Source organism: Paenarthrobacter sp. JL.01a (assembly GCF_025452095.1).
Lineage (GTDB): Bacteria > Actinomycetota > Actinomycetes > Actinomycetales > Micrococcaceae > Arthrobacter.
Genome location: NZ_CP104877.1, coordinates 4,099,991 through 4,126,212, shown reverse-complemented (window position 1 = coordinate 4,126,212; position 26,222 = coordinate 4,099,991). Strand labels below are relative to the sequence as shown.

Sequence of the window (26,222 nt, the reverse complement as noted above, 5' to 3'; positions counted from 1 at the left end):
CGTAATACTCCTAGGCGTTGCTACGCTCATCCCAGTAAGGAAAGTCATGACCGCAAGCACCAACGCTGCGCCAACGCAGCATGAGCGGCTCACGGGCCGCCAAACCCGCAAGGTTGTCACCGCGGGTTGTGTGGGCATCTTCGTGGAACTGTACGACAACGGCATCTTCGCCTTCATGGCGGGAACCTTGGCGCTCGTCTTCCTGGCTCCCGGAAACCCGGACAACGCGCTGCTCTTCGTGTTCGCAGGATATGCGGTCTCGTTCTTCGTCCGCCCGCTGGGTGCCGTCGTCTGCGGCTACCTCGGCGACCGGATCGGCAGGCAGAAACTACTGGTCTTTGTAATCCTGCTGATCAGCGTTGCCACGGCCGGTATCGGTTTGTTGCCCCCTTACGCCGCCATTGGCGTCGCCGCACCCATCCTCCTGGTCCTGCTGCGGCTCCTGCAGGGCTTCTCCGTCGGCGGTGAAGCTGCCGGTGCCATGACGTTCCTCGCCGAGCACGCTCCCGAAGGCAAGCGCGGCATCATCACTTCCTACGCGCAGATCGCCTCGTTCGCAGCGCTGCTTACCGGTACTTTGGTGGCCTACTCCATGTCGCCGTGGCTCACCCAAGCAGCGATCGACGGCGGCGGCTTCGGTTCGTTCGCCTGGCGCATCCCCTTCCTGGTCGCCATCCCCATGGGCATCATCGGCTGGTACATCCGCAAAGCCATCAGCGACACCCCCAACTTCGAAAAGCTGAAGGAAGAGGGCGGCCTTTCCAAGAACCCCCTCAAGGAAGCCTTCCAGTCCAAGGAACACCGCCGTGCCATGCTGCTGGCCCTCTTCATCCCGCTGATGAACGGCTCCGGCTACTACGTCCTGTTCTCCTACATGCCCACGTTCCTCAAGGGCAAGCAACTCAACTTCACCATCGGCGAGGCACTGCTTGTCACGGCCTGCAGCCTGGTTGTCATCTGCATCGCAATCCCCTTCATGGGCGCCCTGTCCGATCGCATTGGCCGAAAGAAAGTCATCGCCGGCTCCGCCATCGCCATGGCCGTTCTCGGCATTCCTTCCTACGCGCTCATCGCCACCGGCCAGATGGGCCTGGCCATCCTCGGCGCCAGCATCATGGCCATCGTCTTCGCCGGCCACACGGCGGTAATCCACATCCTGATCGTCGAGCTCTTCCCCACCCGCGTCCGGTACTCGGCCTACGGACTGGGCTACAACATCTCCTCGGCCCTGTTCGGCGGTACTGCACCGCTGCTCATGACCTGGTTGATCAGCAGCACCAACAACATCTACATGCCGGCGTTCTACGCAGTCATCACAGCCCTGGGCACGCTCATTGCGGTGAGCACCGTCAAGGACCGTGCCCACGAACCGCTCCGCGACGCCTAAGCAGCAAGCAACGGCGGGTGCACTTCACGGAGTGCGCCCGCCCTACTCCCCACTTTGGAGGACCAATGTCTTTTTCCGACTACACCACCGCCCTCGTCACCGGAGCTTCCACCGGCATGGGTGCAGCCATCGCGGAGCGACTGGCAAAGCGTGGACTCACCGTCCACGCCGTGGCACGCAACGCCGAACGCCTCGCTGAACTGGCCGACCGTACCGGAGCAGTCCCGCACGTGGTGGACCTGACCGACACGGCCGCGCTGGCCGCCGTCGTGAGTGAACTCAAGGTTGATGTCCTGGTGAACTGTGCCGGTGTCTCCCGCCCGGGAAACATCCTGGATTCCTCGGAAGCCGACATTGACGAGCTGGTGGACGTGAACCTCCGGGGACTGCTGCAGCTGACCCGCCTGGTCCTCCCCGGCATGGTGGAGCGCGACCTTGGCCACGTGATCAACATCAGCTCGATTGCCGGCGTGTACAACTTCTACGGTCACACCGTCTACCACGCCACCAAAGCGGCTGTGCACCAGATTTCGCGCCAGCTCCGCAACGACACCGTCGGCAAGCGGATCCGCGTCACGGAGATCTGCCCGGGCCGCGTGGAGACGGAGATCTTCGGGCGCAACCTCGGCGGCACGCCGGAGGCTATGGAAGAAGCCTGGAAGACCTACTACGAAGGCTACGAATCGCTTACCACGGACGACATCGTCAACGCCCTGGACTACGCGATCGAGACCCCGCGGCACGTCAACGTTGGAATGCTCGAACTCATGCCGACGTTCCAGGTCCCCGGCGGCCTGGTGTTCGACCGGCGCTGACCTCTTCTGGTCCAGTGCCCTTAGGTTCCGGCGGCACTCACTCCCGTCGCCGGAAATACAAGCTGGCGGCCGCGTATTCGCGGCCGCCAGCACCCGTTTAAGGTGTGTATTCGCCGGGATTACGACGGCGGCTGGTTCAGTCTTCGTCCAGCGTTTCGGTGAGGTGATGCGTGGGGATCCGGTCGCGGTCGTACGTGATTTCGGTGTAGCCGTGGGGCTGTGGTCGCCCGTCGGAGCCAAGGTTGACGAACACGATCTCGTCGATGGTCAGGATGGCCTGCCGCGTGATCATGTTCCGGACCTCGGCGCGCATGGTCAGGGAGGTCCGGCCGAATCGCTTGGCAGTCAACCCCATCTCAATGAGGTCACCCTGGACGGCCGAGCTGACAAAGTTGATTTCGGAGATGTACTTGGTGACCGCGCGGCCGTTGCCCAATTGGAGGATGGCGTAGATCGCTGCTTCTTCATCGATCCACTTCAGCAGGCTGCCGCCGAAGAGTGTGCCATTGGCGTTGAGGTCCTCGGGCCGCACCCATTTGCGGGTGCGGAAGGTGATGTCTGCTTTTTCCATAATCCGAGATTATCGAACCGGCGCAACTCCCTGCTGGATGTTGCGCCGGAGATCCCCCTTCTAGGCCATGGCGGTGTGCGCTGCGCTGTGTGAATCGAGCCGCTTCGAGTAGCAATACGATTCCTCGACGCCAACGTAAGGACCAAAGTTGGGCACCGCGGCAAATCCCGCGCTCTCATAGAAGCTGCGTCCGTCCGACTGGGCCGATCCCGCCTCGGCTGCGATCACGCTGAACCCGTGTGAGTGGGCCTGCGCTTCAAGCGCCGCCAGGATGGAGCTCGCGACTCCCGATCCACGGGCATACGGGACCACGTACAAGCGCTTGATCTCTGCCGTCTTTTCGTCAAGCATCCTCAAACCGCCACAGCCGAGAGGCTGGCCCGAGCATTTTTCGTACGCCACCACAAAGACTGCGGTGTCAGCTTCCGACGGCGGAGGCCCGGGCTCATGGTCAGTGCTTCCGAAGCGCGTATCCAGTTCTGCCTGCTGCGCGGCCCGGAGGTCGGCGCCCACGGGGTTGGCCCAGGTGACCTGCCGGATATTGAGCCGGGGGTTGGTCTGCATTTGTGCCTCGATTCGCCGGGTTTCGGGGAGGTGTCTATGCGTCTTAACCCTAGGCAGGCGGGGTTACCGTGGTGTTTCCTTCGCGTAAGCGTCCGGAGAAATGCTGGCTTCCCGTGTGTTGTGGGGCCTGCTTTGCGGGGATTCCCGTGTGTTTGGGGCGCAGAGCGGGCCTCGCAACGTCGATTTACAGTGCCTCGCCCGTGGGGTCCTCGGCGGTTTGGTCCACCAAAGCCATCCCGCCCACGGGGATCTGGTCCCAGTGCAGCACCTTCCAGCCGTTTTTGGTGTCGCCTTCCAAAGCCACGATTCCGGTGTTGGGCAACTGGTGCGTTTGGGCGAATACGGTGTCGATGTCAGTTGCCCTGCGCCCGGCCCAGCAACGGATGGCAGCGCCGTGACTGACAATCACCGCCGTCCGGTGTCCGGCAGCCACCACCTCCTCTACCGATGCATCGAAGCGGGCGAAGAAGTCGTGTCCGTTGAAAGCTCCGGGCATTCGCACGTCCAAGTCGCCGTCAGTCCAGGCGAAAACAGTGTTCATGTAGCGCAGGTGCGACTCGTGATCGGTCTTCTTCTCCAGGCTGCCGGCCTCAATCTCGTGGACTCCGGCCAGAATCGTTGGTTGCAGGCCTGTGGCTTTCGCCAGCGGAAGCACCGTGCGCTGGGTGCGGAGGAGCGTGGAGGTGTACAAGGCATCGATGGTTTCATCTGCCAGCGCTTCCGGCAGGGCGGCCGCTTGGCGTTCCCCGAGCTCAGTCAATCCTGGACCGGGAAAAGCCGTGTCCAGCTCACCTGCGACGTTGCCTGGGGTTTGTCCGTGCCTGATCAACAGGAGCTTCATGGTGCTCCGCTCCTCACATCGTTCTTTCGGGGTGCTTCTTCCGGGTGCCTCTTTCCTGCCCGGTTGCCTCAAGCCAATCAGTCGCCTGGGCCCTGAAACAGCCCGACACGCCGTGTCCCGGGGCCTGAGCCCGGCTGCGAAGGACAGTACCGGGGAAGGAGCTCGAATCCCGCCGGTGGCCTACGGCGGGTTGCCTGGGCCCTCGGGCCGAGGCGCAGGTGGAAGGGCCGGTCACCGGCAGAAGGGCCGGTTAAACCACGACGGCGGACGGTGCCCCTGGCCCCGCCCGCCGTCGTCGAGCGTTTGTCGCTGAAGTACGCCTACTTCAGGTGGTCCACCAGCTTGTCTGCGATGCCCGTGTACTTGCCCGGGGTCAGCGCAAGCAAGCGTGCCTCGGCGTCAGCGGAAAGCCCGAGGCTCTGGACGAATTCCTGCATGCGGGCGCCGTCCACGCGCTGCCCACGGGTGAGGTCCTTGAGGCGTTCGTACGGGTTTTCCATGCCTTCGACGCCGGCAATTGCCTCGGCGCGCATGACCATTTGGATGGCTTCGCCCAGGACTTCCCAGTTGGTATCGAGGTCGCCTGCCAGGACTTCCTCGGCGACGTCCAGTGCCTTGAGGCCCTTGGCGACGTTCGAGATGGCAAGCAGTGAGTGGCCGAAAGCCACACCGATGTTGCGCTGCGAGGAGGAATCGGTCAGGTCGCGCTGCCAGCGGGACGTAACCAGCGTTGCCGCCAGGGTGTCCAGAAGGCCGTTGGAGATCTCCAGGTTGGCTTCGGCGTTCTCGAAGCGGATCGGGTTTACCTTGTGCGGCATGGTTGAGGAACCCGTAGCGCCGGCAACCGGGATCTGACGGAAGTAGCCGATGGAGATGTAGCTCCAGATGTCCGTGCAGACGTTGTGCAGGATGCGGTTGAAGCGCGCGATGTCGGCGTACAGTTCGGCCTGCCAGTCGTGGCTTTCGATCTGCGTGGTCAGCGGGTTCCACGTGAGGCCCAGGCCTTCAACGAAGGACTTTGCAACAGCTTCCCAATCAGCGCCCGGCACGGATGCGACGTGCGCGGCGTATGTGCCGGTGGCTCCGTTGATCTTGCCAAGGAACTCGGTCTTGGCAATGCGTGAGAGCTGGCGGTTCAAGCGGTGCGCAATGACGGCAAGCTCTTTGCCGAGCGTGGTGGGGGTCGCAGGCTGGCCGTGCGTACGGGACAACATCGGCACCGAGCGGTTTTCTTCCGCCATGGCCTCGATCTGCTTCACCAATGCAGTGGCGTTGGGCAACCAGACATCCTCCACGGCACCCTTGATTCCCACTGCGTAGGAGAGGTTGTTGATGTCCTCGGAGGTGCAGCCGAAGTGGACCATGGCGGTCAGGTTCTCGATACCGATTGCCGGCAAGCGGCGGGCGATGTAGTACTCGACGGCCTTTACGTCGTGAACTGTGACAGCTTCGATCTCGGCGAGCTCGTTGACCGAGGAAGCATCGAATTCCGTGACGATGGCCCGAAGCTGCGCAATCTGGGACTCGGAGAGCGGTCCTGCGCCCGGAAGAACAGACTGGCTGGTCAGGTGGATGAGCCACTCAACTTCGACGTGAACGCGATCGCGGTTCAGCGCGGCCTCGGACAAGTAGTCAACGAGGGGTGCGACGGCGGCACGGTAACGGCCATCAAGGGCGCCAAGGGCCAGGGGTTCGGAAGCGAGGGACACACGAGGGGATTCAGCCATGGTCCCTATTCTTTCATGCCCGGCGCAGAGGCCGCGGTCGATGACGGCGCTATGTGGATGACCCGCAGGTTATCCACATACGCAACTTCGTTCCTTCCTTCCGTCCCTGCCCATCCGTAGCGTTTCGGATACCGATCAGCAGAACGACCACTGGAGTACACCCGCCATGAGCTTCGGCTTGATGCCTGCCACCACCCCGCCAATTTTCGATCCCTCGGAGTGCGCCTCCCGCAGTCACGAAGTCCAGAGGCTCGCATGGCGAATCAAAGTTTGTGTCGACCAGGCAGACAGTGTCCTCGCATCCCTGCGGAAGCTGCAGCTGGACGAATGGCAGTCCCCAGCCGGACGCGCCTTTCGGACCACGGTTGCCATCCACGCCTCCGCGCTGATGCGGACAAGGGAGAGGCTTGACGGCGCAGCAGCTGTAGTCCTGCGGCATTCGCAGAACGTGTCCGTCTCCGGCGAGAGGGGGAAGTGATGACCGATGCAGCTCCCGTAGGGGCCGGAGCAGCACCCAGGCCTTCCCCGCCACCGCCGGACGGCAGCCTTCGTATTCAGGGAGGAGTTGGCGGGATCTCCTTCCAGCTGGAAGAACTGGCGCGCGGAGCTGATCAGCTCGATGCCGTGGTTGGCCAGCTGCTGGGTATCGAGGAAGAGGCCCTCCGCGTTCAGGACGCACTTCTGCCTTATCTCTCCGACTCTTTCGACTCCGGCAGTCTTGCCATCGACGAGGTAGCCGAAAGCCGTAAGGATGTTGGCCGGTCGCGTCAGGCCCTGGGTGAAGTCAGCGCAAGCGTGCGGGCCAGCCATCGGGAGTACGCGGAGACGGAGGTCCGGAACTCGCGGCTCCATCTTCTTGGGCCAGGAGCAATGATGTTCCCGGCCCCGGGTAGCCTCTTCCGCCCGGGACGTGACCTCACTGAGGACGCCCTGAACCTGGTGATCAACCCGGGTTTCGAAGCGGAGCAGGTACTTGGTGCGGTGTTGGGTTTGCCGTTGCTGGCACGGTTCCAGCCCCGTCCGGTCAGCGTGACGAAGGTCGGCGAAACCGCCGAACAGGTGCAGCCTTCCATTGCCGGCAGTCTCCGCCGCCTCGAAAAGGTCTACGATGCGAACGACGGCGAGATCGAGGTAATTGAGTTCGATAACAATGGTTCATCTTCCTGGATGGTCCTGATTCCGGGCACACAACCACACACGCCTTCCAGCAATCCTTTCGACATCCAGGGAATCGGCGAAGCGGTCGGCTTTGGCTCAGAGGATGTCGTCCCCGCAGTGGCGCAGGCCCTGCGCGAAGCGGGGGCCGAGACCGGTGACCCGGTGGTGGCGGTCGGACACAGCCAAGGAGGCGTGCACGCCATGAACTTGAGCCGGAATAAAGCGTTTCTCAGCGAATTCGACCTCAAATTCGTACTCACGGCGGGCGCTCCGGTGGGAGACATTACTCCGGAACCCGGCATCAGTTCCCTTCACCTGGAACACGTGCAGGACTGGGTCCCGGGTACAGATGGCCACATGAACCCGGACACCAAGGACAGGGTGACGGTGACGCTGACAGATGAGGTGAAGACCCCGGACGGCGAAGACCCGGGCCTTGGGCCGGGGCACGATCAAGAGAACTATGCCAAGGGAGCCGAACTTGTCGCCGCCAGCAACGATCCTTCACTGGTGGCATCCACTGCGGCATTCGCCGGCGTGGTCGGAGTCGGCGGCGCAGCGAAGGTCACCAGGTTCAAGCTCACCCGTGATCCACTCCCTGATCATCGGAGCAGCGCGACGGTTCCCGGCCTTCCCGAATCACGATCGACGGCTGGTGCCCGATGATTCCTACCGCTTGCGTGCGCCCGGAATGAGTCCCGCAACCATGGAGATGATGCTGATGATGATTGACGCCAGGATTGCCGTCCAGAAGAAGGAGTCCAAAGTCAGGTGCACAGGTGTAAAGCTGCTCAGCCAGGCAGTGAGGTACAACATGGCCGCGTTGATGACGATCGTGAAAAGGCCCAAGGTCAGGATCGTCACTGGCAGCGAAAGAATCTTCACCAGGGGACGAACGAATGCATTGACCACGCCGAAAATGAGGCCGATGAACAGATACGCCAAAATGATGCCTGCGGTATCGGCGCCCTGCGTCAGCCCCGCCTTTGCCGCTGCCGACTCCGTTGCGGTAGTAGTGATGTCCATGCCCGGCAACAGCCAGGTAGCAACCCAAAGGGCCAGCCCATTAATGAGGACGCGGATGATGAATGAACCCATGGGTCCATCGTTCCACACGGAGCTGTGCCGTGGCTGGGCGGCTTCCCCGGCCTCTCCGCTGGCGGCGAGGGTACAAGTAGGCTTGAAGCCATGACTACTACTGACAACGCACCGGAGGGCGTACTCCCTCGACCGGTCGTGGACAGGCTTCCCAAATACGCCGCAGGTAAACCACCGGCAGCGATTGAAGGCCTCACCAGCTATAAATTGTCGTCCAATGAAAACCCGCTGCCCCCGATTCCTGCAGTGTTGCAGGCAATCGCGGACCAGACCGACATCAACCGCTACCCAGACCCCTTGGCAACGAAGCTCAGGACCGCCCTTGCAGGATTTCTGGATGTCCCGGCTGACGATGTCGTCACCGGCGCCGGAAGCCTCGGGGCGCTTAACCAGATCCTTGCCACGTTCGCAGGGCAGAATGACGATGGCAAAGCCGATGAAGTGATCTATGCCTGGCGTTCGTTCGAGGCTTACCCCATCTGTGTAGGCCTGGCAGGCGCGGCAAGTGTGCAGATTCCCTTGTTGGCAGACGGACGGCACGATCTCGACACCATGGCAGCGGCAGTTACTGTCCGCACCAAGGTGATCCTGTTGTGCACGCCCAACAACCCCACGGGGCCCATCCTCACCGCCGAGGAAACGGAACGCTTTATCCGCTCTGTTCCGCCGCACGTGGTGGTGGTTATTGATGAGGCATATCAGGAATTCGTCCGTGATCCTGAAGCTGTGGATGGCATCAAGCTGTACCGGAAATACCCCAATGTCATAGTTCTCCGGACATTTTCGAAGGCCCATGGGCTGGCTGGCCTCCGCGTGGGATACAGCGTGTCCGGCCCGGCACTCACCCAACACCTCCGGGTCACGGCTACGCCCTTTGCGGTATCGCAGATCGCCGAACGCGCCGCTGTTACCTCGCTCGAGAATTTCGACCAGGTTGTGGAAAGGGTACAAAGCCTCGTGACCGAACGGGATCGTGTGACTTCCGGGTTGCGGGACCTGGGATGGTTTGTCCCGGAGGCTCAAGGCAACTTCATTTGGTTGAATCTGGGCGAGAACAGCGCCGAGTTTGCGGCCTTGGCCGCCGAGCAGGCTTTGTCTGTCCGGGCTTTCGCCAATGAGGGAGTCCGCGTCAGCATCGGTGAGGTGGAAGCCAACACCCGATTCCTGAATCTCTGTGCAGGTTATACAAAGGCGCCGCTGGGTTCCTAGCGGTTAACAAATGCGGAATCCGAACTTACTGCCGATAAAGTAAGGGGCGAAAGCCAAAAGTATGCCCGTTCCGGAATGCATTCCGGAACGGGCATATATCCCAGCGACAGACATTGCCCGGCGGCCAGCCATGGCAAAGCAAGGAGACGGAATGGGCTCGACACAACTGCCCCCCGGGACGGAAGAATCTCTCGCGGCCACCACCGCGTTGGCAGCCGCGCCAGGCGAAGCTACGGACATGGTGCAGTTGCTCGGACCCGACGGGACGTTGGGCTCGGACCCGATCTTCTCGGACTACGCCAAGCGGATCGATCCGGAAAAGCTCCGCGTCTTCTACACGGACATGGCAAAGATCCGTCGCTTTGACCAGGAATCCACCGCGCTCCAGCGCCAGGGCGAGCTCGCCCTGTGGGTTCCCCTGACGGGCCAGGAAGCCGCTCAGATCGGCTCCGGTCACGCCAGCCAACCGCAGGACTACATTTTCCCCACGTACCGTGAGCACGGAGTGGCCCTTGTCCGCAACGTGGACCTGGCGGAGTTGTTGAAGCAGTTCCGGGGCGTCTCGAACGGCGGATGGGATCCGCGCGAAAACAATTTCCACCTCTACACACTTGTACTCGCGGCGCAGACGCTTCATGCCGTTGGCTATGCCATGGGCGTCCAGCGCGACCAGAAAGCAGCGGCGGCCTCGGATTCAACCGACCCCAAAGCCGCAGTCATGGCCTACTTCGGCGACGGTGCCAGCTCTGAGGGCGATGTCCACGAGTCCATGGTGTTTGCAGCCTCCTATAACGCACCGGTGGTGTTCTTCTGCCAAAACAACCACTGGGCAATTTCCGTACCCACCGAGGTCCAGACCAAGGTCCCGCTGTCCAACCGAGCCAAGGGCTATGGTTTCCCGGGTATCCGGGTGGACGGCAATGACGTCATTGCCGTCCATGCCGTCACCGAATGGGCCCTGGAGCACGCCCGCGAAGGGCGTGGCCCGGTCCTGATTGAGGCATACACCTACCGGGTGGGTGCGCACACCACGGCTGATGATCCCACCAAGTACAGGGAGTCCGCCGAAGAAGCCGCCTGGCGGGAAAAGGATCCGCTGGACCGTTTGGAAAAATACCTTCGTGCCGAGGGCCTTGCCGACGACGCGTTCTTTGACCAGGTCAAGGCCGACGGCGACGAATTGGCCAAGTATGTTCGCAGCACCACGCATGGGCTGGAAGTCCCGGACATCCGCCAGGCGTTTGCCAGCGTCTACGCCGAACAGCATCCGCTGATTGCAGAGGAATTGGCCTGGTTCGAGGAGTACTCGGCCGGCTTCGAGAGCGACCAGGAGGCATCCAACTGATGGCAACAATGACCATCGCCAAGGCCATCAACGAGGGTCTCCGCGCAACGTTGACGAAGAACCCCAAGTCGCTCCTGATGGGTGAGGACATCGGCCACCTGGGTGGCGTTTACCGGGTTACTGATGGCCTCATCAAGGAATTCGGCGATGACCGCGTCCTCGACACCCCACTGGCTGAGTCCGGCATCGTGGGCACTGCCATCGGACTTGCCCTCCGGGGTTACTCGCCAGTGTGTGAGATCCAGTTCGACGGCTTCGTCTACCCGGCTTTCAACCAGATCACCACCCAGCTTGCAAAGATCCATGCCCGAAGCCTGGGAAAGCTGACCGTTCCTGTGGTGATCCGGATTCCCTATGGTGGTGGCATTGGCTCCATCGAGCACCACTCAGAGTCGCCGGAAGCACTCTTTGCCCACACCGCGGGCCTGCGCATCATCAGCCCTTCCAACGCCCATGACGCTTACTGGATGATCCAGAAGGCCGTGGAGTGCAAGGATCCGGTGATCTTCTTCGAACCAAAGCGCCGGTATTGGCTCAAGGGCGACGTCGACGTCGAGAGCCCGGGCCTTTCCGAGGACCCGTTCAAGGCCCACGTCGTCCGTGAAGGTACCGACGCCACCATCGTGGCGTACGGCCCGTTGGTGCCCGTCGCGTTGGCGGCAGCAAACGCTGCCACGGAGGACGGACGAAGCGTCGAGGTCATCGACCTCCGTTCCATCTCCCCCTTGGATTTCGACACGGTGGAAGCTTCAGTCAAGAAGACCGGCAGGTTGATTGTCGCCCACGAGGCCCCAACCTTCGGCGGGATCGGCGGTGAGATCGCGGCACGCATCAGCGAGCGGGCGTTCCTGCACCTCGAAGCCCCGGTAATCCGTGTGGGCGGCTTCCACATGCCCTACCCGGTCGCCAAGGTGGAGGAGGACTACTTGCCGGACATCGACAAGATCCTCGAAGCCCTGGACCGCTCCCTGGCCTACTGAAAACCTGCCCTGATCCTGCCCGGCTTCGCTGCCTGGTAACCGGAAATCGAGGACCACTGTGACTGTAAAGAAATTCAACCTGCCGGACGTCGGAGAAGGCCTGACCGAGGCCGAGGTAGTTGCCTGGAAGGTCAAGCCGGGCGACACCGTTGCCATCAACGACGTCCTCTGCGAGATCGAGACCGCCAAGTCGCTCGTTGAGTTGCCGTCCCCGTTTGCCGGCACGGTCACCGAGTTGCTGGTCGAGGAAGGCATCACGGTGGAGGTGGGCACGGCGATCATCGCCGTTTCGGAGGGCCAGGAAGGCGCCAACGACACCGCGCCGGAGGCTCCCGCGGCGGAAGAGACTTTCACCCCCGTTTACGGCAAGCTCACGGCGGAGGCCGGGGAGCAGCCGGCCGGCGGTCCATTGGTGGGTTCCGGACCCAAGGCCGACGCCGTCAAACGCCGTGCCCGCAAACGGCCAACCGGCGCAGTCGTTGAGGCCGCCGGCGTCGCCGAAAACGCCGAAGGTGCCGTCCAGGACAACCAAGCGGTTCTGGCGGCAAAAGCAGCCGAGACACCCGTCCCGCATCGTCCGACGGCGGCACGCGCCGTCGTCGATCCCGTACAGCAGGAGTCGTGGCCGGCGGTGCAGCAGCCGGCAGCGACCCGAGGTGCCGCTATCAGCGGCACCATCAGTGGTCTGGTCAACAAGGTTTTGGCGAAGCCGCCGGTGCGCAAGTTCGCCCGGGATCTTGGCATCGACCTCGCTGATGTCGTCGCTACCGGGCAACGGGGTGAGGTGACCCGGGAGGACCTGGTGAGCTACCAGGCCCAGCGCGATGCTGAGCACGATCAGGCTGACACTTTCTGGGGCGCCTCAAGGAAGCCACAGGACCAGCGGGTGGAGCGCGTTCCCGTCAAGGGCGTGCGCAAAGCGACCGCCAAGGCAATGGTGGACTCAGCGTTCTCGGCGCCCCACGTGAGCATTTTCGTGGATGTTGATGCCAGCCGGACCATGGAGTTCGTCAAGCGCCTGAAGGTTTCCCGCGATTTCGAGGGCATCAAGATCTCGCCGCTGCTCATCCTCGCCAAGGCGGTCATCTGGGCAGCAGCCCGCAACCCCAGCGTCAACGCCACATGGGTGGAAGATGCTGATGGCAAGGGTGGGGCCGAGATCCAGATCAAGCACTTCATGAATCTGGGCATCGCAGCAGCAACCCCGCGCGGGCTCATGGTTCCCAACATCAAAGATGCGCAGGACCTTTCCCTCAAGGAGCTGGCGCTGGCACTTAATGAGCTGGCTACCAAGGCCCGGGCGGGTAAGACTCAGCCTGCCGAGATGCAGGGCGGAACCTTGACCATCACCAACATCGGCGCCTTGGGCATTGATACAGGCACGCCGATCATCAATCCGGGCGAGGTGGCCATCATTGCGTTTGGAACCATCAAGCAGAAGCCGTGGGTACTGGACGGCGAAGTAATTCCGCGGTGGATCACAACCTTGGGCGGTTCCTTCGACCACCGCGTGGTGGACGGCGACTTGTCGGCACGCTTCATGGCAGATGTCGCGGCCATTCTCGAAGAACCGGCGCTGTTGCTTGATTGACCAGAAGACAGAACCGGTACACACGCCTCCGCAGCTGCTGACAGGTCCTTGGCGAACCTTTGCCCGCATTCTGACTGAGGTTTTCCAGCCACCGGTCGTTGTGTTGGTCCTGTTGCTGATAAGCCCGGCAATTGAACCCGGCTTTCCGGGGACCATGTGGTTCGGCTTGCTGGGAGCCTTCTTCGTTTGTGTGCTTCCGCTGGCCTACGTGCTGGTGATGGTGAAGCTGGGCCGGATTTCGGACCATCATGTCAGCGACCGGAGGCAGCGGCCGGCGCTGCTCTTGATGGCTCTGGTCTCTGTCGTGACCGGTTTGGTGGTGCTGCAGTTGATCGGCGGGCCGGTGAGCGTCTCGGTGATGATCATCGCGCTGATCGCCGGGATCGCGGTTTTGGCCGTCGTCAGCGCTTTCTGGAAGATGAGCGGGCACGCCTCCGCACTCGCGGCCGCGGTAGTCATCGCTGTCCTCATGTTCGGACCAGCGTGGCTTCCCCTGTTCGTCCTCGTCCCGGCGGTGGGCTGGTCCCGCTTGGTCCTTCGCGCCCACACCCTGGGTCAGGTCATCGCAGGGTCCTTGTTTGGTGGCATCGTCATCGCCGGACTGTGGTGGCTGCTGCGGGAGCTGATGCTGTAAGGACGGCCGGATCTCCCTGGACTTCGGCTAGAACGCCGGGTAGTTGACCAGCAATGCCTGGAGTTCGGTGGTCGACATGTTGTTTGCCAGCTCAACGCTGATACCCATGGCGACTGCAGCGATCGTGAGCATGGCTACGCACGCCACGGAGAGGAAGCGCCAGTCTTTACGGAACACGCTGCCAATGGTTTCGGGCATCTCCAGGCCCGGGGTGATCATGTTGGGGGCGCTGTCCCAGGAGCCGTCGTCGAGCATTGCGACGATCCGGTTGTTGGCGCGGTCGTAGCGCATGGTGCTGATGTTGTTGCCGTGACGGGCCAGCAGGATGTCGTGGCCCACGCGCTGGCGCGGCTGCAAAGTAAGCAAGAAATGTTCCCCTGAAAGTGAGATGTGGAGGTGGCGCACGCCATTGGGGGCATCTCAATTTTATAACGGTTGCATCAGGGGGTTCGGCCGGAAGGCGCCAAATGCCGGGTGAGTCTCCCCACCCGGCCGCGTGATTCAGCTCGCTTTACGGCTGGTCTGTCTTGGCGATGTAGACGTCGCAAGGGGCGGTGTGGGCAACGGTATTGGCGACACTGCCAAGGACCCGGCCCAACCCCTGCATGCGGCGGTTGCCTACGACGATCAGCCGTGCATCCTGCACTTCAGCTTCCTTGACCAAGGCTTCACCCGGCTTCCCGCGCGCAGCTGAGTAGGTCACTTCAAGGCCCTCATGCGCGAGGCGTTCAGCGACGGTGCGGGCTACGGTTTCGGCTTCAGCGGCATCGGAGACGATCCACTTGTCCGTGCCGATCTCCACCACTTCCGTCCGGTTGCTGTCAAAGGCGCTGACGACGCGCAGGCTCGCGCCAAGCCCAAGGGCCAGCTGTTGCGCAGCCTGCGCCGCCCTCATCGCGGTCTCGCTTCCGTCGACTCCGACAATCACAACTCCGGTCATTGTGCTGCTCCTTCTCTGGTGGCTTGGATGGCTTCGGCCAAGACAGGCGCCAGGCGTCGCACGCCTTCGGCAATGGTATCCGGCGGCACGGCGCTAAAGGCCAGGCGGAGCTTGTTGGAGGGGCCGTCGGCGGGGGAGAAGGCTGCGCCGGGGATAAAGACGACGCCGGCGTCGATCGCCTTGCCGAGCAACGGGTACGTATCCACGCCTTCGGGCAGGGTGACCCAGACGAAGAAACCGCCGGCAGGCCTGGTCCACGTCAGGCCAGCGGGCATGTACTCATCGAGCGCGGACAGCAGGGCCTGGCAGCGCCTGGCGTACAAGGTGCGGTAGGTGTCGATCTGGCCCTTCCAGTCGAAGTCGCGCAGATAGGCCGAGACGAGCATCTGGTTCAGGGGTGGCGGGCACAGCGTCACGGCCTCCGAGGCGAGGTAGAAGCGCCTCTGCAGATGGGCGGGCACAAGGGCCCAGCCAATGCGTAGCCCGGGAGCGAAGATCTTGGAGAACGATCCCAGGTAGATCACGTCATCCGGGTTGTCCGCCCGCATCGGGGTGATCGGGCGGCCATCGAACCGCAGGAGTCCGTAGGGGTTGTCTTCCAGCACGATAATATTCGCGCTACGGCATATATCGACGATCCGTTGGCGGCGCTCTTCCGCCAGAGTAATTCCGGAAGGGTTGTTGAAGTTGGGGATCGTGTAGAGGAACTTGATGTTCTTGCCCTCTGACTGGAGCGCCGCGATCCTGGCCTCAAGAAGCTCAGGTACCAGGCCGTCGTCGTCCATTTCCACAGGTTCCACCTGCACCTGGTAGGCCTCGAACGTGTTCAAGGCGCCAACGTAGGTGGGATTTTCGACGAGGACAACGTCGCCGGGGTTGCAGAAGACCTTGGTGGCGACGTCCTGTGCCGACTGGGATCCCGCGGTGATGACGATGTTCTCGGGAAGGGCGTTGGTGATTCCCTCGGCGGCCATGATCTCGCAGATCTGCGCCCGCAGTTCTTCCGTCCCCTGGCCCCCGCCGTATTGCAGCGCGGTCATGCCTTCTTCGGCGATGATCCGCGCGGCGGTCTGGCCGAGCTTTTCCAAGGGCAGGGACTGAAGATAGGGATTGCCTCCGGCCAGGGAGACAAGCCCCGGCTGCATTGAGATGTCGAAGACATCCCGGACAGCGGATTGCTTGATGTTGGCGGCCCGCGCAGAGAACAGTTCCTCGTGCGGGTGAGCGGCCGTGGCGGCCCGCTCAATGGCGTCGATGGCTTCAGCGGGCAGCGTTGCGCCGGCATCCAGTGTTTCGTGGGTCACAGTCACAGGATACTCCTCGATGTTGCTAGTGAGGCAACACTTGTTTTCAAATCCAACACATTTTTCGGCGCCTGCTTTACGGCACGGGCGGCAGCGGTTGGAATGTAGCTATGACAGCGCACCGGGGATCCGTGACCAAAGCCCAACATTTCCACAAACTCCACGACGCCGGACCTTCTCCCTTGGTTTTGGTCAATGTCTGGGACGCGGCTTCCGCGCGGGTGGTTCAGGAAGCGGGTGCGACGGCGATCGCCACTTCGAGTTCGGCAGTGTCCTGGAGCTTGGGCTTCCGGGACGGCGACCACGTGCCGTGGGGCCTGGCGATGGCTGCGCTGGGACGGATCGCCGGAGCCACCACCTTGCCTGTGACGGCGGACATCGAGACTGGTTACGGGCGCACCGACGACGAGCTCCGCGCCACCATCCACGCAGTCCTCGACGCCGGCGCCGTGGGAATCAACATCGAGGACTCGGCGACGGACCCGCTCACGGACATCGAAGAGCAGTCACGCAGGATCGCCATCATCCGTTTGGTTGCCGACGAGCGCGAAATCCCGCTGTTCATCAACGCCCGAACCGATACGTACCTCTCCGGCCAGTTCCCGGACTCTGCCTACGACGAAACCCTCAAGCGTGCCGAGTCGTACGTCACCGCGGGAGCCGATGGAATCTTCGTACCGGGCGTCGTTGACCTGCACGTCCTGCACGAGCTTTCCAGCCGGATCGCGGCTCCCCTCAACGCGCTGGCGGGTGTGGGGGCGCCGTCGCCCCTGGAACTGCACGACGCCGGGGTACGGCGGGTCAGCATCGGCGGCAACACCGCCAAAGCGGCCTACGCCAAAGTCGCCCGCGTGGCCACCGAGATCCTCGGCGACGGCAACTGGTCCGGCCTCGCCGGTACCCGCAGCCACGACGAAATGGACGCGTTGTTCGAGCAGGGCCCCAAGTACAGCCTGTAAGGGGTCCGTAAAAGACGCACGACGGCGGCACCTGGCTTTATTGTCTGACCCCGCCGATACCGTGGGAACCATGGAAGAGGAGGGGAGGTTTTATGGCACGGCGCAGTGTGCAGTTCTGGCGGATCGAGCAGCTGAACGGGGATGAGCTCGACCGCCCGTTTCCTGCGCGCCGCGTGGCGGAAGTTCTGAAGAAGGCCCAGGACGCCGGAACGGACCGGTACTTCACCAGCGCTGACGGGACGATGATGATCGCCCAAGCGGTGGCGTCCTCGCCGTACCCTGTGCTGCTTCTTGACCGGGTCCGGGAGACCAACCTGCCCAGTGTGGGCGATGCCCTTGGCCACCGCAAGCCTCTTCCCCTCGCACCCGGCGACCATCTGCTGGAGACCACCTACTTCGCCTTCCTCAAGCGCAATGTCATGGCGGTGCTGACCAGCGGAAATGGCCCACGGGCATCCCGGATGGGTGAATACCTTGAGGGCATGCTGGGGCTGGAGCCGACGTTGGTGCCGGTAGTGAGGGAGGACGTAGAGGAAATCCTCACCAGGCTGGAGGTGAGCCGTTTCGAGTTTGCCCTGCCCGCCGAGCGCCTGTCGGGAAAGCTCATGGAAGGGGAATGGGCTGACGTGCTGGAGAGTGCCTCCCGTTTGATGAACCAGGGAACCTTCCGGATTTCCTTGAGTGTGGGCAGGTCCGGTAGTGCCGATGAAAAGCGGCGGATCCGGGAACGCATTCAACGGTTGATCGACCTGTTCCGGCAGGCCGGCTCGGTGGAGCATTTCGACTACGTGGTGGCCGAGGGAAAAGACTCCCTGACCGGTGACCGCGAAGTGGTGGACCTGCTGAAGGAACGGTTCATTTCGCACATTGAGATTGACCCGGATGCTTTCAATGATCCCGGGAAGTCCGCCGCCGAGGCCATTGCCATCCTCAATAAACAGGCGCGCGATAACGAGGCCTTCTTCGCCAGGACACTGCCGGACACCAAGGGAACAGCCGATTCGGGCCTCGTCCCGGACCTCGTCGCGGGAGGAATGGCCACTGTCCGCGCCTCCCTCATTGCGGCCGCTGAACCGAACGACGGAGCCGGTCATGAGCTTGTACGAGGTTGATGTCGACCGTACGGGGCGCCGCAACCCGTTGTGGCGATGGTTCCTGTTGCATCCAACGGCCGACTACCTTTGGGCTGCCCTGGCGGTCTTGCTCTGGACAGGTATCGCTGCTGTGGCAGGCCAACCGCTGATGCTGGAACATGTGGATCCCGGGGCACGGCGAACCCTGTTCCAAACCCTCGCCACGTTGGCCGGTGCTACGGCCGGGCTCACCCTGACGAGTGTTTCCATGCTGATCAACGTGCTCGGAAAAAAGGCCGCCCCTGGCCAGCGGGAACTTCCCTTGGAAAGGCTCTCGGCAACCCACCGACGTCAGATCGGTGAGGTCTTCCTCTTCGCTATTCCCGGGCTCGGCCTTCTGGTGATCGCAGCGCTGGTCACGGTTGTCCTTGAGGGAGATGCGCCCACGGGCCTGTGGATCTCCGAAGCCGTGGCCTTCGCGTTGGCCTTCGCCTCGGTTTTGTCTTTGCTGCGCGTGGCCTGGGCCCTGAGACGGGTGCTGGCCATTGCGACGGCCTAGCGACGGCCAGTCCCCACCCCACAAATCCGTCCCCACCCCGCAAATCCGTCGCGGCCCAACAACGCAACAGCGGCCCAACAACGCATTAGCGGCGCGGGAACGATTACCTGGCGGCCAGCTTCTCTTGGAGCGACAGTTTCACCGTCTTCCACTCGCTGTCGATAATGGAGAACACCACCACGTCCCGAATGGTCCCATCACGCCACAGATCGTGATTGCGCAGAATTCCATCCTGCTTGGCGCCCAACCGGGCCACGGCAGCGCGTGATGCCTGGTTGTGCCAGTGGGTTCTGAACTCAACCGCTATGCAATTCAGGGTTTCGAACGCACGGGTGAGCAGAAGCAGCTTCGCCTCGGTATTGATAGCAGTCCGTTGTGCGCTCTTCGCGAGCCAGGTGGAGCCGATTTCCAGCCGCCTGTTGTCGGCTCTGATGTTGCAGAAGGTGGTCATCCCGCAGATTTCCCCTGTATCCGTCCGGCGGATGGTCCACGGCACCATGCTCCCTGCTTCTTGCAGTGCGAGCCGCTTGTGGATCTCATTCAGCATCTGGTCTGGTGCAGGAATCCGCGTGTACCAGGTATTCCACATCTGACCGTCCTCGACAGCTTTGCATAGTCCGTCGAGGTGTTCTTCGGCCAGGGGTTCCAAATTTACGTGGTGTCCGATCAAAGTTGCTGGCCCCGCAAAGGTCATGGCGCCAGCCTAGCCGCGTCCCGGCGGCCGCCCTTCATCGCACGCTCAGCGCCTCCGTCAGCGTGCGGCCATTGACGTAGATCTCGGCCCGCGAAGCTCCCGTGGCGGACACGACCGTGTGGATCAGCTGGGCCTGGATGCGTGGAATGTCGCACACTCCGGACGGCCGCAGGGATCCACTCAGGTTCACCACCACAGTGGAGCCATTCATGTAGCCGGACAGGAATCTCAGCGATGAACCGGCCAACGAATCGTAGAGGGCAGCGTCGCTGTCCACCGGTAGGCCTGCTTCCAGCAAACGTCCCAGCGCCACGGACAGCGGATCTCCGGGAACCGAAACGCCGCGCACGGGAACCAGGCTGTCGTTGCAGCCGAAGCGCACTCCGCGCGCACCGCCGTCGTCGATTGCGACGTAGTAGACCGCGGGACCGTCGGCGTCCAGCTCCGGGGCCGTGGCGCTCGGTTCAGCGGCGCTGGTGCCAGGCTCTGGAGAAGGCTCGACGACGGGAACCGGCTGCGTCGCACGCGGCACGGCGGTGCCCGAGGAAGCGGGCGACGGTGCCGGAACTGCGGAGGGGGACGGGGGAGGCCCGGCCGGAACCGCGACGGAGGGAACACCTGCAGCGGGGACACTCGGCGCCGCAGGGGAAGGAATCGCGGGCGATGACGCAGCAAGCGAAGGCGAGGCCAGCGAGGGCACGGAAACCGTGGGCGGGGAGTTCAGCGTCGGGAGGGGAGCGGCGTCCGGAACCGTGGTGCAGCCGGCCACCCAAGCACCGAAAGCGAGGCAGGCAGCCGCGATCGCCGTCGTGCTTTTGATTCCCCGTCCGGTACGCATGACAGCCCCGCGCTCCTGTCCCCGTCCACCTGTAGGTCCAACGTTAGGACGGTACGGCGCCACACAACATGCCGCTACGGTGACGGTTCGGACAAGAGTTGGTCACGCCCCAGGTGTCAGCCGCTCTGAACGGAGCAAGCAGAAACGGAAAATGCCCCCGTCCCGCGGACTGCGGGACGGGGGCATTTTCCGGTGAATGACTAGGCTGCTGCTTCTTCGTCATCCTGCACGGCAGTCAGCGGCTCGAAGATGCCCTTGATCTGCTCAACGACCTCGGCGTCGTCCTTCGGGTGCAGTTCAGCGAAGCGGATCATGGAACCCGGGACGGCCAGCTTGACGTCCTCGAGGACCTTGGCGCCGGCGATGCCGACGGCCTTGCGGGCCTCGTCCTGGGCCCAGACGCCGCCGTACTGGCCGAAGGCGGTTCCGACGACGGCGGTCGGCTTACCGGACAGGGCGCCGGCGCCGAACGGGCGGGACAGCCAGTCGATGGCGTTCTTCAGCGATGCCGGGACGGTGCCGTTGTGCTCGGGGGTGACCAGGAGGATGGTGTCGGCCTTGGAGGCTGCCTCGCGGAGGGCGGCGGCTTCGGCGGGAACCTGGCCTTCGACGTCGATGTCTTCGTTGTAGAAGGGGATGTTGCCCAGGGAGTCGTGGATCTGGACTTCCACGTTCTCCGGGGCGTTCAGCTGGATGGCTTCGGCAAGCTTCTTGTTGTGGGAATCGGCGCGCAGGCTGCCGACGAGGGTGAGGACGGTGCTCTTGGACATGGTGTCTCCTTGTGTCGGGCCGGGCTGAGGGTATCCGGCCTGCGGTTTGTGGGGCTTTGGAGCCTTCACCGATACTAAACGGACTACGGTCCGGTTTCTATTCCCGGGTCTATTATGTTTCTTGTGAGCTTCATCCCCCTCCAGCCCGACGCGCCATTGGGGACGCCAGGGCTGCCGCATGAGCGCAGCGACGCCGCGCGGAACCGCGAGCGCCTGCTGTGCGCTGCCCGGGAGCTGGTGGATGAGTTCGGTGCAGACGCGCTGACCATGGACGCCCTCGCGTGCAAGGCCAAGGTGGGTAAGGGGACGGTCTTCAGGCGTTTCGGCAGCAGGGCGGGCCTCATGATGACCCTGTTGAGCGACGCGGAGTCGGACTTCCAACGGGCCTTCATGTTCGGGCCGCCACCATTGGGTCCGGGCGCTTCGCCAAAGGATCGCCTCGTGGCATTTGGCGAGGGCCGGATCTATTTCGTGCTGGAAAACGGTGATTTGCTCAAGGCGGCCGGTGCTGCCACCCGCAACAGATTTGATGTCCCGGCCACGAAGCTTTCGCACCGGCACATGGAGGTTCTGCTGCGGGAGGCCGGCATAGCGGATCCTTGGGTCATGGCCATGTCGCTGACCTACGCGTTGGACCCGGAGCGGATCGTTGACGATGTCTGGGCGCGGGGGATTTCACCACGACGACTCACCGATTCCTGGGGTGAGCTCATCACGAGGCTCTTGGGCGGCAAATAGCCCCGGCCCCACCGCCTGGCAGTGGCGCTTAAGTGACGCCGTCGTCCATTTCGTGACGCAAGCTGCACATAACGATCTGGCTGCAGGCGTTAAAGTGGCGTCGTCGAAGCAAAACGTGAAGCACTTATTGTGGTAGTTTCCTCTTGAATGTGACCCATGCCATACATGGCCCGGTGATCACTGAAGGGGCGCTGGGGGAGCCAAACCACCCGCTGCGCCAATTCGCAGCTGACGCCGGCCACAGCCGGGAACCGCGGAAGGACGAGCTTTGAGTTTTGCCACGATTCGGGGCAGCCACCCGACATGCTGAAATATCTGCTGAAGAGATCGGGCATCTACCTGATCATGATCTTCCTGACCACGAGCGCCGGATATTTCCTGGCAGTGTCCTCCCTCAAGCCGGCCGTCCTGGAGCAGGAAAAAATCCCGCGGCCAACGCCGGAGCAAGTCGCCGCATCCTTCCGTGGCCTCGGGCTCGACCCGGACAAGAACCCCTGGGAGCGCTACGTCGAATGGCTGGGCGGCATCGTGACCCGCTGGGACTGGGGCCGCAGCCCGAACGGCGCCTACGTCAACGCAGAATTTGCGGACCGCGTCATGGTCTCCACCCGGCTCTTCATCGCCTCGATCATCCTGACGCTGATCATCGGCGTGGCACTGGGTGTCTACTCCGCAGCACGCCAGTACAAGTTCCAGGACCGCGTCATCACGTCCTACAGCTACCTGGTCCATATCCTGCCCGCGCCCATCGCCTACTTCCTGGTCCAGCTCGGCGCCATCAGCGTCAATGAGGCCGTCGGCGAGCGCATTTTCTTCGTGACAGGAATTTCGACGCCGGGAATAGACCCGGGTTGGCCGGCTTTCGTTGACCTTGTGGCCCACTACGCCGTGCCCACCTTTGCGATGACCATCTTCGGTTGGGCGGGCTACCAGATTGCCCAGCGGCAATACCTGCTGGACAACGTCAATGCGGACTTCGTCCGCACAGCGAGGGCCAAGGGGCTGACCCGCAACCAGGCCATCAGGAAGCACGCCCTGCGCGTCTCCTTCATTCCGGTGGCGCAGAGCATCGCTTTCACCATCCCGGCCATCTTCACGGGCGGCTTCTTCGCCGAGGCGATCTTCGCCTGGCCGGGGATCGGCCTCTGGAGCATCCAGTCCATCGGCCTGCAGGACGTCAACGTCGCCACGGCCACCCTGGCCTACGGTTCGGTCATCTTCGCCATCGGTGCCATCCTGGCCGACTTCGCCACCACCCTGGTCGATCCGCGAGTGAGGGTCCAGTAATGACAAACATCATTGACCCGATCGCCGAAATCGATGAGACACGGGTAGCCGACCAGGACGTCGTGATCGGCAAGTCCCGCATCATCTTCCGTCGCTTCATGCGGAACCGGACCGCCGTCGCCGGCTTGTTCATCTTCCTGGCGCTGTTCCTGTTCTCCGTCTTCGGCGGGTTCCTGACGCCGTGGGACAAGGAGACCATCGATCCCCTCAACATCGGCATGCCACCCTCGCCTGACCACCTTCTGGGCACCACACAGGCCGGCATCGACCTCATGGCGCTCATCGTCGATGGAACCAGGACCTCGATCCTCATTGGCCTCATCGTGGGCGGCTTGTCCGTGCTGATCTCCGCCGTCTACGGCTGCACCATGGCGTTCTTTGGCGGCAAGGTGGACGCCACCATGCTGTTCATCCTCGAAGCACTCATCATGATGCCCGCCATCCTGGTGGTTGCCGTGGCGACCAGCGGCAGCGGGGGGCTCAAGAACCTTCCCAGCTGGCTGCTGCTGGTGGTTGTGCTGCTGTTCTTCAGTTGGATGGGCACTGCCCGCCTGGTGCGCTCGCTGTCCATGTCCCTCATGCAGCGGGATTACGTCAAAGCCGCCAAGTACATGGGCGTGCCTTCCCGCAGGATCGTTTGGCGCCACCTGGTTCCTAATATCGGCTCCCTGCTGGTCCTCGACTTCACCCGGGGCATTACAGGTGCCATTCTTGCCGAGGTTGCCTTCTCCTTCATTGGCATCGGCATCAAGCTTCCGGACGTCAGTCTCGGCGTCCTCATTGGCCAGGCGACGGGCCAGGTGTCCTCCTTCCCCTGGATGTTCTGGGTACCGCTGATCGTGATGTTCTTCCTGACCGGTTCGCTGGCCATGATGAACGACGGCCTCCGCGACGCCTTCGACCCCAGCTCCAGCTCGATCGGCCGGGCGAAGACGAAGACCAAGACCACGAAGGTGACCAACAAATGAGCACCAACACCTCCCAGAACCCCGCCGAGCGCCTCCGCGACGCCGGACTCTACGCCCCCGGAGACGCCGTCCTCAGCGTCCGCGACCTCAACGTCCGGTTCAACTCCGAAAACGGCGTGGTCCATGCTGTCCGGGGCGTCGACTTCGACCTCATGCCCGGCAAGACGCTGGGCATCGTGGGTGAGTCCGGCTCCGGCAAGTCCGTCACCTCGATGGCCATCATGGGCCTGCTCCCCGAAACAGCGGACATCACCGGCTCGGTGCGCTTCAAGGGCAAGGAACTCCTGGGCCTGGGTGACAAAGCCATGTGCAAGCACCGGGGCAACGACATCGCCATGGTGTTCCAGGACCCGCTGTCCTCCCTGACACCCGTGTACACGGTGGGCAACCAGATCATCGAGGCCCTCACGGTGCACAACCCCACCATGAGCAAGCAGGCCAAAGAAGCCCGCGCCGTCGAACTTTTGCGGATGGTGGGCATCCCGAGTCCCAAGGACCGGCTCAAGGCCTTCCCGCACGAGTTCTCCGGCGGCATGCGCCAGCGCGTCATGATCGCCATCGCGATCGCCAACGATCCGCGGGTGCTCATCGCCGATGAACCCACGACGGCGTTGGACGTCACCATCCAGGCGCAGGTGCTGGAAGTCCTGCACACCGCGCAGGAGGAAACCGGTGCCGCCGTCGTCATGATCACGCACGACCTCGGCGTCGTTGCGGGCATGGCCGACGACATCATGGTCATGTACGCGGGCAAGCCCGTGGAGACCGGCACTGTTGAGGACATCTACTACAACCCGCGGATGCCCTACACGCTGGGCCTGCTCGGCGCCGTGCCCCGCGTGGATTCCTCGGAGAAGCAGTCGCTGGTGCCGATCGAAGGGACACCGCCCAACCTGGCATTGCCCGTTCTCGGGTGCTCCTTCGCAGCACGTTGCCCCATGGTCAGCGATGCCTGCCTGCACGGCGAACCCGAACTGATTCCCGTGCCGGGCTCCGCGGACCAAACGCTCGGCCACAAGGCCGCCTGCATCAAGGCCGATGAACTTTCCGGCGATGCCGACGCGCACAAGATCTTCCACGCGCCGCCCAAGCCGGTATCAAAGTTCGACGCCGTCCCCCGCCTCGAGCGCGAAAAGGTCCTGGAACTCAAGGACGTGAAAAAGCACTTCCCACTGCTCAAGGGTGCCCTGATCAAGCGGCGGATCGGCACGGTCAAGGCCGTGGACGGGCTCAGCTTCGACATCCGTGAGGGCGAGTGCGTCTCGATCGTCGGTGAATCCGGCTGCGGCAAGACCACCACGCTCCTGGAGATCATGGAGTTCCACCCGGACCAGGTGGGTGAGGTTGTCATCGGCGGCGTCAGCAACAAGGCAGCCACCGATCACAAGACCACCATGGCCATGCGCAAAGAGATGCAGATGGTGTTCCAGGACCCCACCGGCGCCTTGGACCCGCGCTTCACCGTGTACGAGGTCCTGGCCGAACCGCTGGAGAACCTGGGCATGCCCAAGGCTGCCGTCCGGAAACGGATCATGGAGCTCATGAAGTTGGTTGGCCTGCAGCCGGACCACGTTAACCGTTTCCCCAACCAGTTCTCCGGCGGGCAGCGCCAACGCATCGGCATTGCCCGGGCGCTCGCCGTCAATCCCAAGCTCGTGGTCCTGGACGAACCCGTCTCGGCCCTCGATGTGTCTGTCCAGGCCGGTGTCATCAACCTGCTGGATAAGCTTCGCGCCGAGCTTGGCCTCAGCTACCTCATGGTGGCGCACGACCTCTCGGTAGTCCGCCACATTTCGGACCGGGTTGCCGTGATGTACCTGGGCAAAATCGTGGAGACGGGCCACGTGGACGACGTCTTCGACAATCCGCGCCACCCGTACACCAGGGCGCTGCTGTCCGCTATTCCGGTGCCGGATCCCGAGGTGGAACGTACCCGCGAACGCATCATTCTGCAGGGCGATCTTCCCAGCCCCCTCGACGCCCCAAAGGGCTGCAACTTTGCTACGCGTTGCCCGGTGTTCGCCGCACTGCCTGCCGAAAAGCAGGCGAAGTGCCTTACTCTGGAGCCGCCACTGGCTTCCGGGAAGGAAGGAGAGCAGGACTTTGCCTGCTTCTTCCCGGATGGAGAAATTGATGCCGACATGCTGGTGGTGCATGCCTGACAACACATGA

At 63.0% G+C, this 26,222-nt stretch carries 26 protein-coding genes; 15 read left to right on the top strand and 11 right to left on the bottom strand.

The window, feature by feature from the left end; all coding sequences use genetic code 11:
• The first annotated feature begins 46 nt into the window (after positions 1–46).
• On the top strand, positions 47–1,387 hold the full coding sequence (locus N5P29_RS19570; RefSeq protein WP_262276434.1) for an MFS transporter: 1,341 nt from the start codon (positions 47–49) through the stop codon (positions 1,385–1,387).
• Between the two features lie 65 nt (positions 1,388–1,452).
• The gene (locus tag N5P29_RS19565; protein ID WP_144662085.1) at positions 1,453–2,202 is read left to right on the top strand and encodes an SDR family oxidoreductase; all 750 of its coding nucleotides are present in this window, start codon (positions 1,453–1,455) and stop codon (positions 2,200–2,202) included.
• A 136-nt stretch (positions 2,203–2,338) separates the two neighbouring features.
• On the opposite strand, the gene N5P29_RS19560 is transcribed toward N5P29_RS19565, so the two are convergent.
• From N5P29_RS19560 to purB, 4 genes are all read right to left on the bottom strand, one after another.
• The gene (locus N5P29_RS19560; protein ID WP_144662086.1) at positions 2,339–2,773 is read right to left on the bottom strand and encodes an acyl-CoA thioesterase; all 435 of its coding nucleotides are present in this window, start codon (positions 2,771–2,773) and stop codon (positions 2,339–2,341) included.
• Between the two features lie 60 nt (positions 2,774–2,833).
• Positions 2,834–3,337 carry a GNAT family N-acetyltransferase gene (locus N5P29_RS19555; RefSeq protein WP_262276433.1) on the bottom strand — a complete coding sequence of 168 codons (504 nt, stop codon included), beginning with the start codon at positions 3,335–3,337 and terminating at the stop codon, positions 2,834–2,836.
• A 184-nt stretch (positions 3,338–3,521) separates the two neighbouring features.
• A complete protein-coding gene (locus N5P29_RS19550) occupies positions 3,522–4,178 on the bottom strand; it encodes a histidine phosphatase family protein (protein ID WP_262276432.1) in 657 nt (218 codons plus the stop codon).
• Between the two features lie 320 nt (positions 4,179–4,498).
• Positions 4,499–5,905, bottom strand: coding sequence for an adenylosuccinate lyase (purB, locus tag N5P29_RS19545; RefSeq protein ID WP_144662089.1), 1,407 nt, complete (start codon positions 5,903–5,905; stop codon positions 4,499–4,501).
• 477 nt (positions 5,906–6,382) lie between these two features.
• Between purB and N5P29_RS19540 the strand changes: the two genes are divergently transcribed.
• Positions 6,383–7,729 (top strand): alpha/beta fold hydrolase, encoded by a 1,347-nt coding sequence (locus N5P29_RS19540; protein WP_262276431.1) that lies wholly within the window; start codon positions 6,383–6,385, stop codon positions 7,727–7,729.
• A 3-nt stretch (positions 7,730–7,732) separates the two neighbouring features.
• On the opposite strand, the gene N5P29_RS19535 is transcribed toward N5P29_RS19540, so the two are convergent.
• On the bottom strand, positions 7,733–8,161 hold the full coding sequence (locus tag N5P29_RS19535) for a phage holin family protein (protein WP_262276430.1): 429 nt from the start codon (positions 8,159–8,161) through the stop codon (positions 7,733–7,735).
• 90 nt (positions 8,162–8,251) lie between these two features.
• Between N5P29_RS19535 and N5P29_RS19530 the strand changes: the two genes are divergently transcribed.
• From N5P29_RS19530 to N5P29_RS19510, 5 genes are all read left to right on the top strand, one after another.
• Positions 8,252–9,370 (top strand): histidinol-phosphate transaminase, encoded by a 1,119-nt coding sequence (locus N5P29_RS19530; protein ID WP_262276429.1) that lies wholly within the window; start codon positions 8,252–8,254, stop codon positions 9,368–9,370.
• Positions 9,371–9,521: 151 nt separating this feature from the next.
• Complete coding sequence (gene pdhA, locus N5P29_RS19525) at positions 9,522–10,715, top strand: pyruvate dehydrogenase (acetyl-transferring) E1 component subunit alpha (protein WP_410007884.1); 1,194 nt, start codon at positions 9,522–9,524, stop codon at positions 10,713–10,715.
• A complete protein-coding gene (locus tag N5P29_RS19520) occupies positions 10,715–11,695 on the top strand; it encodes an alpha-ketoacid dehydrogenase subunit beta (protein ID WP_262276428.1) in 981 nt (326 codons plus the stop codon). The genes pdhA and N5P29_RS19520 overlap by 1 nt, the downstream gene beginning before the upstream one ends.
• Positions 11,696–11,753: 58 nt before the next feature.
• Positions 11,754–13,286, top strand: coding sequence for a 2-oxo acid dehydrogenase subunit E2 (locus N5P29_RS19515; RefSeq protein ID WP_262276427.1), 1,533 nt, complete (start codon positions 11,754–11,756; stop codon positions 13,284–13,286).
• 37 nt (positions 13,287–13,323) lie between these two features.
• Entirely contained in the window at positions 13,324–13,920 is a 597-nt protein-coding gene (locus N5P29_RS19510) for a phosphatase PAP2 family protein (RefSeq protein ID WP_262278621.1), read from the top strand.
• Positions 13,921–13,947: 27 nt separating this feature from the next.
• Here the strand turns inward: N5P29_RS19510 and N5P29_RS19505 are convergent, their stop codons facing one another.
• From N5P29_RS19505 to N5P29_RS19495, 3 genes are all read right to left on the bottom strand, one after another.
• The gene (locus N5P29_RS19505; protein WP_262278620.1) at positions 13,948–14,259 is read right to left on the bottom strand and encodes a hypothetical protein; all 312 of its coding nucleotides are present in this window, start codon (positions 14,257–14,259) and stop codon (positions 13,948–13,950) included.
• Between the two features lie 172 nt (positions 14,260–14,431).
• On the bottom strand, positions 14,432–14,860 hold the full coding sequence (locus N5P29_RS19500) for a universal stress protein (protein ID WP_262276426.1): 429 nt from the start codon (positions 14,858–14,860) through the stop codon (positions 14,432–14,434).
• Positions 14,857–16,164: an aminotransferase-like domain-containing protein gene (locus N5P29_RS19495; protein WP_262276425.1), complete on the bottom strand. Its 1,308-nt coding sequence runs from the start codon at positions 16,162–16,164 to the stop codon at positions 14,857–14,859. The genes N5P29_RS19500 and N5P29_RS19495 overlap by 4 nt, the downstream gene beginning before the upstream one ends.
• Positions 16,165–16,274: 110 nt before the next feature.
• Between N5P29_RS19495 and N5P29_RS19490 the strand changes: the two genes are divergently transcribed.
• The 3 genes from N5P29_RS19490 (at position 16,275) to N5P29_RS19480 (ending at position 18,755) form a co-directional block, all read left to right on the top strand.
• The gene (locus tag N5P29_RS19490) at positions 16,275–17,123 is read left to right on the top strand and encodes an isocitrate lyase/PEP mutase family protein (protein WP_262276424.1); all 849 of its coding nucleotides are present in this window, start codon (positions 16,275–16,277) and stop codon (positions 17,121–17,123) included.
• 92 nt (positions 17,124–17,215) lie between these two features.
• On the top strand, positions 17,216–18,235 hold the full coding sequence (locus N5P29_RS19485) for a hypothetical protein (protein WP_262276423.1): 1,020 nt from the start codon (positions 17,216–17,218) through the stop codon (positions 18,233–18,235).
• A complete protein-coding gene (locus tag N5P29_RS19480) occupies positions 18,216–18,755 on the top strand; it encodes a hypothetical protein (RefSeq protein WP_262276422.1) in 540 nt (179 codons plus the stop codon). The genes N5P29_RS19485 and N5P29_RS19480 overlap by 20 nt, the downstream gene beginning before the upstream one ends.
• A 103-nt stretch (positions 18,756–18,858) precedes the next feature.
• Here the strand turns inward: N5P29_RS19480 and N5P29_RS19475 are convergent, their stop codons facing one another.
• The 3 genes from N5P29_RS19475 to N5P29_RS19465 all read right to left on the bottom strand — a co-directional run bounded on the left by N5P29_RS19475 (position 18,859) and on the right by N5P29_RS19465 (position 21,057).
• Positions 18,859–19,449, bottom strand: a complete 591-nt coding sequence (locus tag N5P29_RS19475) for a GNAT family N-acetyltransferase (RefSeq protein ID WP_262276421.1) — start codon at positions 19,447–19,449, stop codon at positions 18,859–18,861.
• 34 nt (positions 19,450–19,483) lie between these two features.
• On the bottom strand, positions 19,484–20,287 hold the full coding sequence (locus tag N5P29_RS19470) for a GerMN domain-containing protein (RefSeq protein WP_262276420.1): 804 nt from the start codon (positions 20,285–20,287) through the stop codon (positions 19,484–19,486).
• Between the two features lie 200 nt (positions 20,288–20,487).
• Complete coding sequence (locus N5P29_RS19465; protein WP_262276419.1) at positions 20,488–21,057, bottom strand: NAD(P)H-dependent oxidoreductase; 570 nt, start codon at positions 21,055–21,057, stop codon at positions 20,488–20,490.
• A gap of 123 nt (positions 21,058–21,180) precedes the next feature.
• On the opposite strand from N5P29_RS19465, the gene N5P29_RS19460 reads away from it, so the two are divergent.
• The 4 genes from N5P29_RS19460 to N5P29_RS19445 all read left to right on the top strand — a co-directional run bounded on the left by N5P29_RS19460 (position 21,181) and on the right by N5P29_RS19445 (position 26,212).
• Positions 21,181–21,795 carry a TetR/AcrR family transcriptional regulator gene (locus N5P29_RS19460; protein WP_262276418.1) on the top strand — a complete coding sequence of 205 codons (615 nt, stop codon included), beginning with the start codon at positions 21,181–21,183 and terminating at the stop codon, positions 21,793–21,795.
• Between the two features lie 303 nt (positions 21,796–22,098).
• Complete coding sequence (locus N5P29_RS19455; RefSeq protein ID WP_144662108.1) at positions 22,099–23,082, top strand: ABC transporter permease; 984 nt, start codon at positions 22,099–22,101, stop codon at positions 23,080–23,082.
• Positions 23,082–24,050: an ABC transporter permease gene (locus N5P29_RS19450; protein WP_262276417.1), complete on the top strand. Its 969-nt coding sequence runs from the start codon at positions 23,082–23,084 to the stop codon at positions 24,048–24,050. Before N5P29_RS19455 ends, N5P29_RS19450 begins: the two co-directional genes overlap by 1 nt.
• Positions 24,047–26,212, top strand: coding sequence for a dipeptide ABC transporter ATP-binding protein (locus N5P29_RS19445; RefSeq protein ID WP_262276416.1), 2,166 nt, complete (start codon positions 24,047–24,049; stop codon positions 26,210–26,212). The genes N5P29_RS19450 and N5P29_RS19445 overlap by 4 nt, the downstream gene beginning before the upstream one ends.
• The last annotated feature ends 10 nt before the right edge of the window (positions 26,213–26,222 follow it).

Excerpts from the sequence above, each read along its gene's own strand:
- N5P29_RS19570 (WP_262276434.1), top strand. The coding sequence starts at position 47 with ATGACCGCAAGCACCAACGCTGCGCCAACGCAGCATGAGCGGCTCACG.
- N5P29_RS19565 (WP_144662085.1), top strand. The coding sequence starts at position 1,453 with ATGTCTTTTTCCGACTACACCACCGCCCTCGTCACCGGAGCTTCCACC.
- N5P29_RS19560 (WP_144662086.1), bottom strand. The coding sequence starts at position 2,773 with ATGGAAAAAGCAGACATCACCTTCCGCACCCGCAAATGGGTGCGGCCC.
- N5P29_RS19555 (WP_262276433.1), bottom strand. The coding sequence starts at position 3,337 with ATGCAGACCAACCCCCGGCTCAATATCCGGCAGGTCACCTGGGCCAAC.
- N5P29_RS19550 (WP_262276432.1), bottom strand. The coding sequence starts at position 4,178 with ATGAAGCTCCTGTTGATCAGGCACGGACAAACCCCAGGCAACGTCGCA.
- purB (WP_144662089.1), bottom strand. The coding sequence starts at position 5,905 with ATGGCTGAATCCCCTCGTGTGTCCCTCGCTTCCGAACCCCTGGCCCTT.
- N5P29_RS19540 (WP_262276431.1), top strand. The coding sequence starts at position 6,383 with ATGACCGATGCAGCTCCCGTAGGGGCCGGAGCAGCACCCAGGCCTTCC.
- N5P29_RS19535 (WP_262276430.1), bottom strand. The coding sequence starts at position 8,161 with ATGGGTTCATTCATCATCCGCGTCCTCATTAATGGGCTGGCCCTTTGG.
- N5P29_RS19530 (WP_262276429.1), top strand. The coding sequence starts at position 8,252 with ATGACTACTACTGACAACGCACCGGAGGGCGTACTCCCTCGACCGGTC.
- pdhA (WP_410007884.1), top strand. The coding sequence starts at position 9,522 with ATGGGCTCGACACAACTGCCCCCCGGGACGGAAGAATCTCTCGCGGCC.
- N5P29_RS19520 (WP_262276428.1), top strand. The coding sequence starts at position 10,715 with ATGGCAACAATGACCATCGCCAAGGCCATCAACGAGGGTCTCCGCGCA.
- N5P29_RS19500 (WP_262276426.1), bottom strand. The coding sequence starts at position 14,860 with ATGACCGGAGTTGTGATTGTCGGAGTCGACGGAAGCGAGACCGCGATG.
- N5P29_RS19490 (WP_262276424.1), top strand. The coding sequence starts at position 16,275 with ATGACAGCGCACCGGGGATCCGTGACCAAAGCCCAACATTTCCACAAA.
- N5P29_RS19485 (WP_262276423.1), top strand. The coding sequence starts at position 17,216 with ATGGCACGGCGCAGTGTGCAGTTCTGGCGGATCGAGCAGCTGAACGGG.
- N5P29_RS19480 (WP_262276422.1), top strand. The coding sequence starts at position 18,216 with ATGAGCTTGTACGAGGTTGATGTCGACCGTACGGGGCGCCGCAACCCG.
- N5P29_RS19475 (WP_262276421.1), bottom strand. The coding sequence starts at position 19,449 with ATGACCTTTGCGGGGCCAGCAACTTTGATCGGACACCACGTAAATTTG.
- N5P29_RS19470 (WP_262276420.1), bottom strand. The coding sequence starts at position 20,287 with ATGCGTACCGGACGGGGAATCAAAAGCACGACGGCGATCGCGGCTGCC.
- N5P29_RS19465 (WP_262276419.1), bottom strand. The coding sequence starts at position 21,057 with ATGTCCAAGAGCACCGTCCTCACCCTCGTCGGCAGCCTGCGCGCCGAT.
- N5P29_RS19455 (WP_144662108.1), top strand. The coding sequence starts at position 22,099 with ATGCTGAAATATCTGCTGAAGAGATCGGGCATCTACCTGATCATGATC.
- N5P29_RS19450 (WP_262276417.1), top strand. The coding sequence starts at position 23,082 with ATGACAAACATCATTGACCCGATCGCCGAAATCGATGAGACACGGGTA.
- N5P29_RS19445 (WP_262276416.1), top strand. The coding sequence starts at position 24,047 with ATGAGCACCAACACCTCCCAGAACCCCGCCGAGCGCCTCCGCGACGCC.